The sequence below is a fragment of the Parasutterella sp. genome (assembly GCF_057870745.1).
In genome coordinates this window covers 1-12,986 of the sequence record NZ_DBMALT010000057.1, presented here as the reverse complement: position 1 = coordinate 12,986, position 12,986 = coordinate 1, and the positions used below count along the sequence as shown (strand labels likewise).

At 43.8% G+C, this 12,986-nt stretch carries 11 protein-coding genes, 2 tRNA genes and 1 pseudogene; 5 read left to right on the top strand and 9 right to left on the bottom strand.

The genetic code is table 11. The annotated features are described in order from the left end of the window. Positions 1 to 127: 127 nt before the first annotated feature. The 3 genes and pseudogenes from ACZND6_RS11755 to ACZND6_RS11745 form a co-directional block, all read right to left on the bottom strand. Positions 128 to 1,279: pseudogene (locus ACZND6_RS11755) on the bottom strand (MFS transporter). Positions 1,280 to 1,393: 114 nt separating this feature from the next. Further along, positions 1,394 to 1,756 carry a RidA family protein gene (locus ACZND6_RS11750; protein ID WP_293737698.1) on the bottom strand — a complete coding sequence of 121 codons (363 nt, stop codon included), beginning with the start codon at positions 1,754 to 1,756 and terminating at the stop codon, positions 1,394 to 1,396. Then, positions 1,753 to 2,898 carry an alanine racemase gene (locus ACZND6_RS11745; RefSeq protein ID WP_293737697.1) on the bottom strand — a complete coding sequence of 382 codons (1,146 nt, stop codon included), beginning with the start codon at positions 2,896 to 2,898 and terminating at the stop codon, positions 1,753 to 1,755. Before ACZND6_RS11745 ends, ACZND6_RS11750 begins: the two co-directional genes overlap by 4 nt. 208 nt (positions 2,899 to 3,106) lie before the next feature. Between ACZND6_RS11745 and ACZND6_RS11740 the strand changes: the two genes are divergently transcribed. After that, positions 3,107 to 3,295, top strand: coding sequence for a type II toxin-antitoxin system HicA family toxin (locus tag ACZND6_RS11740; RefSeq protein ID WP_293737696.1), 189 nt, complete (start codon positions 3,107 to 3,109; stop codon positions 3,293 to 3,295). A gap of 56 nt (positions 3,296 to 3,351) precedes the next feature. Further along, a complete protein-coding gene (locus ACZND6_RS11735) occupies positions 3,352 to 3,747 on the top strand; it encodes a type II toxin-antitoxin system HicB family antitoxin (RefSeq protein WP_022100183.1) in 396 nt (131 codons plus the stop codon). Positions 3,748 to 4,242: 495 nt separating this feature from the next. On the opposite strand, the gene ACZND6_RS11730 is transcribed toward ACZND6_RS11735, so the two are convergent. Then, complete coding sequence (locus ACZND6_RS11730) at positions 4,243 to 4,815, bottom strand: recombinase family protein (protein ID WP_302405254.1); 573 nt, start codon at positions 4,813 to 4,815, stop codon at positions 4,243 to 4,245. Positions 4,816 to 5,214: 399 nt separating this feature from the next. On the opposite strand from ACZND6_RS11730, the gene ACZND6_RS11725 reads away from it, so the two are divergent. Next, entirely contained in the window at positions 5,215 to 6,258 is a 1,044-nt protein-coding gene (locus ACZND6_RS11725; protein ID WP_489524717.1) for a porin, read from the top strand. Between the two features lie 542 nt (positions 6,259 to 6,800). Here the strand turns inward: ACZND6_RS11725 and ACZND6_RS11720 are convergent. Further along, positions 6,801 to 7,343: a terminase small subunit gene (locus ACZND6_RS11720; RefSeq protein WP_489524716.1), complete on the bottom strand. Its 543-nt coding sequence runs from the start codon at positions 7,341 to 7,343 to the stop codon at positions 6,801 to 6,803. Positions 7,344 to 7,767: 424 nt separating this feature from the next. Here ACZND6_RS11720 and ACZND6_RS11715 point away from each other — a divergent pair, with 424 nt between their 5' ends. Beyond that, on the top strand, positions 7,768 to 8,301 hold the full coding sequence (locus tag ACZND6_RS11715) for a helix-turn-helix transcriptional regulator (RefSeq protein ID WP_489524715.1): 534 nt from the start codon (positions 7,768 to 7,770) through the stop codon (positions 8,299 to 8,301). Positions 8,302 to 8,349: 48 nt separating this feature from the next. Further along, positions 8,350 to 10,287 (top strand): hypothetical protein, encoded by a 1,938-nt coding sequence (locus ACZND6_RS11710; RefSeq protein ID WP_489524714.1) that lies wholly within the window; start codon positions 8,350 to 8,352, stop codon positions 10,285 to 10,287. Positions 10,288 to 10,599: 312 nt separating this feature from the next. Here ACZND6_RS11710 and ACZND6_RS11705 read toward each other — a convergent pair whose 3' ends face one another. The 4 genes from ACZND6_RS11705 to ACZND6_RS11690 form a co-directional block, all read right to left on the bottom strand. Next, on the bottom strand, positions 10,600 to 12,261 hold the full coding sequence (locus ACZND6_RS11705; protein WP_489524713.1) for a tyrosine-type recombinase/integrase: 1,662 nt from the start codon (positions 12,259 to 12,261) through the stop codon (positions 10,600 to 10,602). 180 nt (positions 12,262 to 12,441) lie between these two features. Beyond that, positions 12,442 to 12,526: transfer RNA gene (locus ACZND6_RS11700), tRNA-Leu, on the bottom strand. A 10-nt stretch (positions 12,527 to 12,536) separates the two neighbouring features. Beyond that, positions 12,537 to 12,612, bottom strand: a tRNA-Thr gene (locus ACZND6_RS11695). 65 nt (positions 12,613 to 12,677) lie between these two features. Beyond that, a partial coding sequence (locus tag ACZND6_RS11690) for an SDR family oxidoreductase (protein ID WP_489524712.1) occupies positions 12,678 to 12,986 on the bottom strand: 309 nt, incomplete at its 5' end.

The following is a 12,986-nucleotide window of genomic DNA, read 5'->3' as shown; positions in this document are numbered from 1 at the left end:
CATCACTGCAGACACCTTGGGGTTCGCTAGTCTTTCCCACTAGCGGGCAGACTCGGGACTTTCACCCTATAGAGAATGCTCATGCCGAGCACACCAAAAAATCCGGCTTCGGCCGGATTTTTCGTGTCTAGCGGCGTGGGTATCGAAGCAATAGGCTGATAAATATAAGGGCAGAAACAAAGCTCAGAATGCTTCCGGGCAGCGCGCTGAAATTAGCAAATCCGTAATGTCTGATCGCTTCTCCGCCGAGGAAGGCACCGATCGCATTGGCGCCGTTATAAGCGATCTGACCTAAAGCCGCGAGAATCACTTTAGCGTCTCCCGCTCCGGCAATAATCAGCGCCTGCATGGGGCCGGAGATGAAAAAATAGCCGAAAGCGGCAAGGGACATGGAACTGATTGCCAGCCAAGGAATGTGAGAATAGAAGAGAGCGCCTAAGACAGCAATAGCAATAAGCGTTTGGCCGACGCAGACCAATGCAACATCCGAATAATATTTCGTCAGCGGAGCCGAAACGATGTTTCCGATAAACATCGATGCGCCTGCCAAAAACATGATTAAGGTCATGGATGCTGCCGGCAGATGGGCGATAGTGGCCATGATCGGATCAGCATAGGAGTAGTAGGCGTAGAAGCCGGCACTGCCGATAGCGACTCCTGAAAGGATGAACCAAGGATGCCAGCTTTTAAGAGCCGTAAGCTCGTTGGAGAGCGGCTTCTTAACAACAGGCATGGAAGGAAGCCAGCGAGTTAAAGCTAGGATTAAAAGTAACGCTAGGACGGCTATGAAGCCGAAAATCAACCTCCAGCTCACGGCCAAACCGATGAGAGATCACAGCGGTACACCGACGAGATTTGCGGATGTTTGACCTAAAACCATCAGCGTGACATCGCGAGAGGCTTTGCCGGGTTCGGCGAGACGTTCACAAACGACAGCGCTTAAAGCAAAGAAAATTCCGTGAGGAGAACCTGACACGAAACGTGCGGCGAGCATCATGAGGTCGTTCTGGGCCAGAGAAGCACCTAGATTCCCGCAGAGGATCAGACAGGCTGCAACTAAAAGTGTGGTTTTAAGGTTCGCGTTGCGCCCGAATGCTAATAGGCCGACGATGCCGGCGCAGACGCCTGCCGCATACGCAGAGATGTAAAGACCGGCCTGCGGAATCGTGACATGGAAATCATTAGCGATCGCCGTTAACACCGGCACGATGCCGAGTTCGGCAACACCGAGGCAAAAGGTTCCGATGCAGAGAGCTGCAATATGTTTATTAAGCTGCATAGTGAGTTATAGATGAGTCGAGTCCACTTTATGCAAAAACCAGAGACAAAAATAAAAGGCCTGCTCTAAATCGGGAAGGAATACCCTGAGCAGGCCGAAACTCTAACGAAATTGTCAGACAGCAGCCATTAATTCCACTTCAAGGCGATAGCCGAAATGCAGTTCTTTAACAGGAACGACGACTCGAGCCGGACGAGCAGATTTGAATCGTTCGCTGTAAAGGCGATTGATTTCGGGCCAGTCATTGAGGTCAGCGATATAAATGCGGCAGTTCACTACTTTTTCTAAAGAACTCTCACATTCTTTAAGGATTGCTTCGATGACGTCGAATACAGCATCAAACTGTTCTTTGACACTGGCTTCCGGCTTCACGCGCATTGGAAGGACGCCGGAAACATATGCGGCACCGTTAAAAATGACAGCATGCGAGTAATGGCCGTTGGGAGGTGGCAAAGATGGAAGAATAACTTCTCTCATAATGAAATTCCTTTCGGCTGCCAGCCATAGATACGGTTCCAAATATCAACGATCTTGCCCTTACGAATGACAAAGTACTGAGGATGCTGAGCGGCCATTGCGCAGGCATGATTCGGAAGGATTCTGAGACGAGTTCCGATCGGGAAATCCTTCGGGTCAACTAAGCGGCCGTCTCGGTGAGTGATGATGCCGTGCTCTTGGTTGGCGGAAGCGACGATGAGATCATCAATCGGGTTCCCGTTGATGTCGCAAACCAATCCGTATCCTTGATCAACAGCTTGAGCTGCCGTCCCGCGATCGCGGGAAAGAGCCATCCATCCGCCGTCCGTGATGACCCAGCCTTTTTCTTTTTGATGACCAGTGACTTCAACTAACAAGGACAAAGCGATTTGATCAATCGTGCAAACTTTCAGGCCTGCCATTACCAAGTCAAAGAGACAATAGACACCGCAGCGAACCTCTGTAACGCCCTCCCAAGATTCTGCGAAGACGGCAGTTGGAGTAGATCCGGCAGAGATAATCTTCGGATCAAATCCGGCCTTACGCAGACGGTTTGCGCAATGAACGAGGGAATCTCTTTCATTTTCCTGAGCCTTGAGACAAGCAGCTTGTCCTACACATTTATAGGAGTCACCAGCATGGGTGAGGACTCCGGCGAAATAAGCTTTGCCTTGAAGAATTTTTGCGATCTCAATCAGATCATCAGAGTCAGGTTTAACACCGGATCTGTGTCCGTCGACGTCGATTTCAATCAGAACCGGGCAGGGGATTTTTCTTTCTTCGCAGTAACCGCTGAACTGCTCGGCTGTTTCCTTGTTGTCTAAGATGACCTTCAAGTCGCAGCCTGCTTCTCTTAAGTTTACGGCGCGTTCGAATTTTCCCGGTGAGATACCGACGGCATAAATAAGATCAATAACGCCGAGATTAAAGAAATACTCAGCTTCTAGTAAAGTTGAAACAGTCGCAGGTCCCGAAGGGGATGTCATTTGAACCTTTGCGAAATCGATGCATTTTCCGGTTTTGAGGTGAGGGCGGAGCGCTACATGCAGACGTTCTGCTTTTTCTTTCATCCAATTACAGTTCCGAGTGAACTTGTCTAGGTCAAGGAGAAGGGCCGGGGTTTGAACGGTTTTGAGATTCACGATTGCTCCCAGAGATTGTTATTTTGATGGTTGTTATTTTAGATCAGCACTTAAACTCAAGGATTGAGGGGATTGAGACATGAGTGAAAACAAGGACATCTAAACCTAGACTTGCATTGCAGAAGTCGTTGTTATGCAAACTATTTGGTTGAAAGAGATTTACTAGTGTGTATAATTACACACTGTTGATTTACTACGGAGCGAAACCATGGATAGTTCCAAGGTAATCAGCATACTTAAGCAAAACGGCTGGGTGCTCGTAAGTGTTAGAGGGGATCATTTCAACTTTAAAAAGGATGGTGTACGCTTTATTGCCACCGTTCCACATCCAACTAAGGATTTATCAAAAGGGGTTTTGGCTTCTTTGAGGCGTGTTACTGGTCTAGAGCTTAGGTAAGTTGTTACAGGGCGGGGGCTCTGCCCCTGCCTCTCTTTACAGATTGAGGAGAGGTTATGCGTTACCCTTGTGTTATTGAACCAGGAGATGAAACCCATGCTTTTGGTGTTATTTTTCCCGACTGTCCCGGTTGCTACTCTGGAGGAGACACGTTAGAAGAAGCGTTAAATAATGCACCCGAGGCGCTTGCTGGATGGATGGAAGACATGATAGACGAGGGTTTCCCGATCAATCCTCCTTCCTCGTTTGATGAAGTGGCTAAAAATCCTGAGTACAAGAGTTGGATCTTTGCCATGGTTGATGTCGATTTAGATAAGCTGTCTGATAAAACCGAAAGAATTAATATTTGTCTTCCATCTCGTGTTCTTCGGCGATTGGATAATTTGGCCAGGAAGAATAACGAGAATCGTTCAAGTTACATTGCGAGCCTTGTTATGAGCGCTTCGGCCTAACCGTGGTAAGTAAAGCTCCAAGATTGAATGAATCTTGTGTGCTTTACCTCACGGGAAGTTGGCTGAAAAAATCAAGACAGACTGAAGGGCGGTTAGCCGTAAGTTTATATAAAAAAGATAAAAAATCGGTAAGCAAAGCTTCTAGTCGTTTCTGTTGTGTAGCGACTAACCTTGAGTTTGTTTTGAAATTCGAAAGAATTCCTTTTAACGCCACAGAAGTCTTGATTCTCAAAAATGATGAGTAGAAGGACTTTGGACAAGCAAAACCTTACCCCTTCGGAATTAAAATTAAAAGTCTTTAACTACCGTTTTACAACCGTTAAAAAACCGCTAATGTGGTCAAAAGGCGCAGGAATATTGATGCCGTGAAAATAAAAAAACCTTGAAAAACAAGGTCTAGCAGGCTTGAGACTTGAGGGTTGGTGCCTAGGGAGAGAGTTAGTAGTTTCGTAAAATCATATGGTTACAGACATGTAAATTTAAGTAACCTACTGATTAACCTACTTTGATTTTTTTTAAGTAACGGTAATAGGTTGCGGGCTTTATCCCTGTTTGTCTGATTGCTTCGGCTGTCGTCATCCCAGCATCAATGAGCGCCTTAGTTTCCTTGTAAACCTTATCTTGCGTGGGTTTGCGCCCAGTGTACACGCCATTGGCTACCGCTTTGGCAATTCCTTCCCGCTGGCGTTCTTTAATCATGTTCCGCTCAAACTCTGCAAAGGAGCCAAGGAGTTGGAATAGGAGCTTATTGAAAGAGTTGGTTTCTTCGTTCGGAGAAAAGATCAAGTTCTCTTTAACGAAGTGAACAGCTACGCCTTTGGCGGTGAAGTGCTTAACAAGGGCTTGTAAGTCCGAAAGGTTACGGGCCAATCTGTCAAGCGAATGAATATAGACAACATCGCCCTCTCTCATGTAATCCATAAGCGCTTTCAGCTGTGGGCGGTTGGTGTCTTTCCCGCTGGCTTTGTCTTCAAAGGTCTTCTCAAACTTAAGATTCAAGTCGGCTAATTGGCGAGCGGTGTTTTGATCGATTGTCGAAACTCGCTTGTAAGCTAAAAGAGCGCACATGATTTGATCTCACTATCATTTAAATCTTAGATATTATGATAGTACACTCTCATAAGTCAAAAATCAACTTATTTGAGAGTGTTTTTCGGGTCTTTTTTCAACTCTCAAATGGGTGTACTTCATTGAGAGTAATTTTTCTGGTTAGATTTAGTTATGTATGGCAGATAGTTCTACTTGAGCCTGTTTAGACGAATAATTTGTTGTAAATAGGATACAATAAATTAAGGGTTAACACTTATTTGTTGTTCAAGCGCAACAAAATTTGATGTTTTTAAATGAAATCGTTGTTAATATGCAAACGCATTCACAATGCATAGTGATTTTTAACTAAAGGAATACTTCTGATGAAAAAGACTCTTCTTATCACCTCCATGATCATGGGGGGGGGTATTCGGCTCTCTGACAGCTCAGGCTGCTTCTAATGTAACTCTCTACGGTATTATTGACATCGGCGTCGCTGTTCAAAAAGCGGGCGGCCAAGATACTACCGTTAATATGAAATCTGGTACCCGCAGTGGTTCTCGTTGGGGTATCAAGGGCGTTGAAGACCTCGGTAATGGTTATTCCGTTGGTTTTATCCTCGAACAGGGCTTTAACAGTGATGACGGCTCCGTCGGCAATAAGTGGAAAGACAAAAAAGGCGAAGAAGTCTCTGGTGCTTTCAACCGTGAATCCAAACTTTATGTTCAGGGTGACTTCGGTCAGATCGGTTTCGGTCGCTTAGGTTCCCTCGCCGGTGGCGCTCAATCCAACAACATGCTTACTGGTTGGGCTCTCGGTACGAGTTACGACGCAGGTTCTTGGACAAATTTTGCAAAAGGCAATGGCCGTTTGAATAATGCTGTTGCTTATGTTTCTCCTGAATTTGCTGGGTTTAAGCTCAGCGCTATGTACTCCAACGGTACTAACGAAGACGGTGCTAAATGGTCTGACAATATTCATTATTATGGTATTGGCGCTCAGTACACCCTCGGCGGATTTAAGAATAGCTTGATTTTTGAAGCGGTCGATAATAAAGGCGTTGCCGCAACCGCAAATTCCAACACAGCTTATTTAATTAACCTCGGCTTGGGCTACGACCTTGGCTCTTGGACACCGATGTTTGCTTATCAGTATAACTGGCAGGACGAAGGCATCAAAGATCATGTATTCGGTCTGTCTTCAGCTGTTAAAGTCGCTGGTGGCACAGCAAAACTTGGTGCTCGTTATCTCCTCGGTAAGAATGATGGTGCCGCTCAGGGTGCAGAAGATAAACGTCGCGCTTGGACATTGAATGCCGCTTATGAATATCCTCTTAGCAAGCGCACTTTGACATACGCTTATGCGGGATATGCTGACGGTTCTAAGGCTCTCAAGAAAGATGTTACCAAGGCCATGTCACAGAAAGACGCCCTTAGATACAACGGCTTTTCGTTCGCAGTTGGTGTAGTTCATAACTTCTAATCTGACTTAGAAACCCTAATCGGCTTGGGTTAAAGCCGATAGTACTGTCTCTTTTCGGAGTGGTACTCAATTGAAGTTAATCCCTCCGTGTGCCTAGCAAGCGCGGAGGGATTCCCTTTTTTTTGTGAATGGAAAATACGCAAAAGGCCGAAACTTTTGCAAGAATCAGCCTTTGTCTGTTCGTTAGAACCTACTGCGGATTACCGCAACCAACACTAGGAAAAGCAATAACTTGTAATCAAGATTTACATCACCTGTCCAAACTACCGTATTGTGTGAGATAATCTCCCACGAGGAAAAAGTACTTCCCATACTAACCTCTTGTAAATTTGACATTGGCTTGGTTGCACCCAAGCCTTTGTCGTTTCTACACCCTTTCGGGCCCCTTACGGCTCGCGCCGTAATCCTTTGCTAACTCCCAAAATTAAGGGATTGGCGCAAGATTTCAGGGTAGAAGTTTTCAGTTTTCGTTATTCCGTGGTGGTGCGATTTTAATCTAATTCGATTGGGCGGATAAGAGACTTTTTCCAGTTACTAACAAGTCAATAAACTGATAACGCTTCTTTTTCCGCTCGTTCAAGTGCCAAGGTTTGAGCTTCTTTTGCTGGCAGTTTTTCCGTGTCTATGGTTGCAAGTTCTTCTTCCGTCCAGTCTTCGAGCGGTCTTCCCTGAATAATTCGAGCGGGGGCAGTGATGATGTCGGTAAGGAATTTTCCTCTGATTTTCGCTATGAAGTTCAAGGCGTTTAAGGCTCCGTTGACATCTTTTGTCGTGACGTATTCCCCTGTCTCGGGGTCAGTCATCGGCTCCCCTTTCTGTGTGTATCGCTTCTTTGGCTCTAATGCGTACTCAAGGATTTCGAGCGCTTTGAGAAGTTCGTAATCCTGCGCAAGTTTGAGCCGATAGCTTCTAAGCCGTTCTGCTTCGTTGATTTCTTTAGTTACAAGCGGATTCCGAAGGAGCTTACAGCCTTGTTCACCTGCTGAAGCAGGGGAGTATCCCGCTTCTTTGGCTGATTGGGTTGCGTTTCCAGTGATTAAGAAGTTTTCTACAAATGCTTTTTGTCTCGGGCTTAATGCTGACATTGTTCTTTCTCGTTGTTGTTATTATTGTGAATGAATACCGGCGCCGGGAATGAGGAACGCCCTTGTAAGGCTCGTAGAAGCGTTTTAAGCGCTGTTGTGCGATTTATAGTACACCCACAGTTTGTTGGAATATACCCTCTACGGCTTGATTTGGCGCCTTATTGGGGATTAAAAAGGGGTAGATAAGGTTTAGACCCCTTCCGACTTTTCAAAAATCTGTCCAAGGAATTTAAGCGATAGATAGCGCCAATCCCTTTTCATTTTAGACTTCGATTTTTTTGAAGGGGATATTGTGATTAACATTATATCACCCCTTGACTTACGTGTCAAATTGTTGTATAATAATCGGAGTAGTCTAAATGAAACATCGGAGCTTGATCGAGCTCCTTCTATTCTTAATCCTTTTTGCAATAAGAAAAATAAAATGCAAGAAAAACAAGAAATTATAAAAAATAATCCAATTCTCTCTGTTCAAGATTCTGCTAAGTATCTCGGCGTTAGTCGCTCCTCTTTTTGGAGAAAAGCTAAATCCGATGGTTTCCCTTCCAAAGTAATAATTAACAATAAAGTTGGTTATCGCCCCGAAGATTTAGAAGAATGGCATTCCAAGCAGGTTGCTAACCGAGAAGCCAAGCGGTCAGGTGTACCAACGTATGAATATCTTGGTAAAGCTCAATTCATTCTTAAGTGTCATGATCTTGCCCGTGACTGTGTCCGTATGAATGCCATTAGGAAAGGTACAAGCATTCTTGAGGCAGAAAGACTTTTTGAATGGGCTTTCGATAGGCTGAAAGATTCCTATGTGAAGGTCTTCCCGCAAGGTTTGGATAGCGAAAACTTTGATTACGAAGGCAAGCCTTGGAAGGATTTCATTGAGGCTAAAGAAGAGATCATCAAACTGGTTTGGCCCGAGGTCGATATCACGGGTCTTACAGAAGAAGATATTCTAAGGTTCTAACAAAAGAATGGGCGCCCTGAGCGCCCTTAAATTTATATTTAAAAACAAATGATTAACAAATATTTTACAGTATTGGGTATTGACCCGTCAATCTCTCATGTCGGATTGGTCTATGGATTGGTTGATATAGATACGAGAGAATTTTTTCCGCTTGTTACTCGAACGATTGTTAATAAGTTTGATCGTGATAAGTATTCTCACTTGAACAGTACTGAACAGAAAGCATTCCATGCATGGAATATGGGCCTTAAGTTACATTGGTTTATTAGTCAAAAATTTAGTTACCGCGGATTTGGGTTTAAGTTAGACCCTGACATCATTGTTTTTGAGCTATTCAATGGCTCCAATAAATCCTTTACCGATGCAAGTCTGAATAGTGCGAAAGGTCTTATCTGTGGTGTGTTTTCTGCTGTTCCGCATAAGCGTCTCTCGATGCCGTCAACATCAAAAGTTAAGACAGTGACAGGTAATCCCGATAATGCGACTAAGGAGCAGATGATTACATGGGCGGTGCAGAAGTATGGGGTTAATTGCTTGGGTCTCAAAACTGAAGAATTAACGCTCCATGTTCGTGATTTGGAAGATGATTGTGATACACCTTTTGGAAGCCAAACCGCACTTTCCTATAACGAACATATTGCCGATGCGGTTGCAGTCGTTGAAGCTGGACTGAATAACGATTACACCCAAAAATGGATGAAAGATAATGCTGAGAAGCATGGAAAGAGCGAAGATATGCTCTATAAGGCAGTGAAACTCAATTTTGAAAATGAAAAAATAAGACTTTTTCAAAAAGAGCTTCCGAAGGTTAGGAATGAAGTAACTCGGGTTTGGAAAGAGGAAACGACTGCAACAGGTGAAAAGGTCTTGAATCCCTGTCTGAGTTCATTGAAAAAAATGCGTTACGGCTTCAAGACTGAAGCCCCGCGTTGGGATGAGTGGATTTCCAAAGAGAATTATGGGAAAGCAAGCAAATACAAGGGTTCGAAGATTTCCGAAGTGTATGAAGGTTACGGACAGAATAGAGGCGTTTTCTTTACCGACGCCTTTTTGATTGAATCAATCCGCAAGTTGGGTTATGTGAATTTCTTGAATCTGTTCGGCCTGTTTGATTTGAGTTATGAGGCTGGAATAAAAGCAAAAGTTGAGACGTTGAAGGGGTTAGGTTCTGCTTTTCAAGATTCTGTGGTTAAGAACGTTTTGACAAGATCGAAAAAACGTAATCCCGAGATTTCTTCTTTGGAAGGATACAAGAAGTGTTTTTCCGAAGATCAGAGGATTGAGGATTTATCAGAGTGTTCGGCTGTTGCCCTTGCGAAAGTTCAAGCCTCTCTAAATGAACGTATTCAAGCAATGCACACGGAAGAGAAGAAATTCATTGAAGAAAGCCTCTTTATTTTGAGGTGGTTTTGTAGAGATGATTTGATTTCTGACCGCTTGAGCTATCTGCAACATCAATCGGAAGATGAAAACCCGGAAATTGATTACAGAGACTATTATCTCGCCGAAATTGAGCTTTTGAAGGAGTTGCTTAACAATGCGCTGGTTGCGCAAAAAGGCGCTGGCAAGATTGGAGAACGTAAAAGGGAAGTCGTTGAAGTAATAGACGAGCTGATAAAGGATTTTGGCTTGGAGAAAAAAGCTCGATTCAATGCTGAAACGGGACGAATTGAGAAGATTATCAAGAGAAAAACAGGGCCAAAACCCAAGGCAAAAGTTATTGCGCCTGATGCGCCCAGTGCGCCGAAAAGAGGAAGAGGACGCCCGAAGGGAAGCAAGAATAAGAAAACTATCGAAAGAGAAAAGGCTGAAGAATTGAGGAAAGAGAAAAGGGCTGGGGGCTCGCTATCGCTCGCCCCAAAAGAAGATGGTCTTTCTTGGGAAAGGGAAAGCGACGGTTCGTTAATTTACCGTGGCAGTAGAGGGAAATCAGTTGCTGAACAATTAGATGAATTGATGTTAGAAATAACTCATTCTGAGGATTAGAGAAGGAAGGGCGGGGGCTCGCTTCGCTCGCCCCCGCCTTCGGAATAATAAAAATATTTATTTACCGTCCTTACTTTGTAAGGACATCAGAATATTAACTGTTATTTTTGTACATTTTAAGAAAATATCATAGTAAACAATAAGTTAGGCATTAAAAATATTCAGAATAATTTTTCTCTTAATAAGTAGAAAAACTTTTTGAATATTTTTCAGGTAAAATAATCAAAAAAAATTCCAGCCCTTTTTAAAGGACTGGAATTAACTGAATATTTTTAGAAGGCGTTTCGCCTTGTTCGATTGATTACTTTTAGGCTATTTTTTCTTCTGTTTTTCCAGCTTCTTAAGAAGTGCTTCACCTCCGTACTTCTTAAAATCATCCTGCGCTTTCGTTAGGGCGATAAGACCGCGTTCATAAATTCGGTAGCTTTTCAGGTCTTCGCTTTCCTCAACAGGTTGCCCTTGTTTTTCTAATTGCTCAATTTCCGCTTCTTCATCCCGTAAGTTTCCCATAGCTATCGGATTGTCCAATACAGGAAGGATTTTTGAACAGGCAAGTTCATACGAAAAGATATATTCCTCCCAGTCTCCCTTGATTCTGTACAGCTCTTCTTCCGATACTCTTGAGCGGTCATAAGCGCCTTTGTATTGATCGGCTTTTGCATGGAGTAAGCAAGCCTCCGTTAGCTCTTTTGAATAGCGCGGTAAGCCTGTTTTAGGGTCTTTTTGTTCAAGCGCCCATGTCTGAAAACAGGCTCTTGAAGTTGCGTGAGTATGAATTAACCCATCTTTTTCATTGTCTGCATCTTTCCAAAAATAACCTTCTTTAAGTTCATTGACGTGGAAAGTTTTGCGCATGAAGGTATTGATTGCATTCTCGCCCAATGGTTTGGGGTTTTCCGCCCAGTCTTTCCGATACTTATTCGGAAAAACGTATTTAATTGCGGGTGCGAGTGCTATTTGCTTGTCTTTTAAGTTTGTGAGAAGTGCACCGACCATACTCCCAAAGTAAACCGTCCTTAATTCTTTCGGAGCGTCTTTAATTTTGTTGTCCTCTTTGGGAATAATGAAATAACCCGTATAGTCATCATTCAAATGAACATTTTCCCATTGAAGTTTGCGGATTGCCTGACCTCTGCAAGCGGTCAAAATGCAGAATTGAGTTACCAAGGCAGAAGTATTGTTTTCGTATCGGTCAGAGTTTAAATGGCCAAAAATAACGGGCAACGCCCTGTAATCAGGTGCATTGAAATTTTTGGTTTTCCCTATTCCTTCTTTTCTACTGTCTCTGAGATTAATCGCAAAACTTGAAGTGATCGGAGTTTTAAATTCGCCTTTAGTTTCCCGTTCGTACCAAGAAAAAATATCACCTAAGGGAGTTGCGCACTTATTAGCAGTTGCGTAATGCTCAGAATAAAGCGGTGCGAAAATTTCCGTGAGGTGGTAGCTGGTGATTGAATAAATTGGGGTTTTTGCAAGTGATGGGAGTATGTGTTTTTCAAAAACGTGAAAATAACGATTCATGTCTCTAAGGGCTTTGTAACTTTCTTCCGTTGAGACAGCATATTTACTTAACGTCTTCTTCTGGGCGTAGCCCTTCCACTGAAGGTAGACATCTTCAAACGTAATTTTTTGCTTTTTGTTATCTTCCGCAAGCTTAGCCGCTTGCTGACGAGCTTTTTTCTGCTCTTCGATGGGATCAAGCCCTTTTGCAATTAACTCCCGATCATAGGGAAGGGCAGAAGATGTTATCTGACTAAGGGATAAGCCTTTATAAACTCTGTCGGTTTTTTTGCCGTTAGCTTTTGTGTATCGTAAGAAAAACCTTAAGTTCTCTCCTCTCAACTCTGCGTATAAACCCTTATATCCGCTTAATTGGAGTTTTACGATCTTATCTTTGTTTTGTGGGTTATAACCTCTTTTTTGTTTTAACGAGGTTAGTATTTTGAGCTCGTTAGGGTCGGAAATCGCACGCATAAAATGCCTCAAAAAAGTGAAAAATGGTAGGTAGACAAAAAGATGGTAACCTACTTTTTAACCTTTTTAAAGCACGGTTTTCCCGCTTCTAGCTTGTTTTTGACACCGGCGCCGAAGTGGCCTAACTATTTGATTTATAAAGAAAAAACCGAGCAACTTTGGCTCGGTTTTGGGTGTTCTTGGTGCCTAGGGAGAGATTCGAACTCTCACGCTTATTAGGCGGGGGATTTTGAGTCCCCTGTGTCTACCATTTCACCACCTAGGCATTTTCTCTGTGGTGCCGGTAAGAGGAGTCGAACCTCCGACCTTCGCATTACGAATGCGCTGCTCTACCAACTGAGCTATACCGGCACACAGGAGATGCGATTATATAGAAAAAGATTTTTTTGTGCAATGCTCCGATTTCGAAGAACTACTCAGGCCTTAGGCTGCAGCGGACCGTAGAAATAAGAAGCCGTAGCACCCCCGTCAATCAAAAAGTCAGAGCCGGTGATGAAGGAACTTCTCGGATCCATGATGAGCTGGGCTAAATCTGCAACTTCGTCAGCAGTACCAGGTCTTCCTGCCGGACACTTCGCAAACATCTCCTTATAGAAGTTGCCTCTCGGTCCGTTGAACTCATCAAGGGCCAACGGCGTAACGATGATTCCCGGAGAAATGGAGTTGATGCGTGCCTTCTTTGTTCCCCATTTGACCGCCTCAGCCATAACGCGTTTAACGTTGCA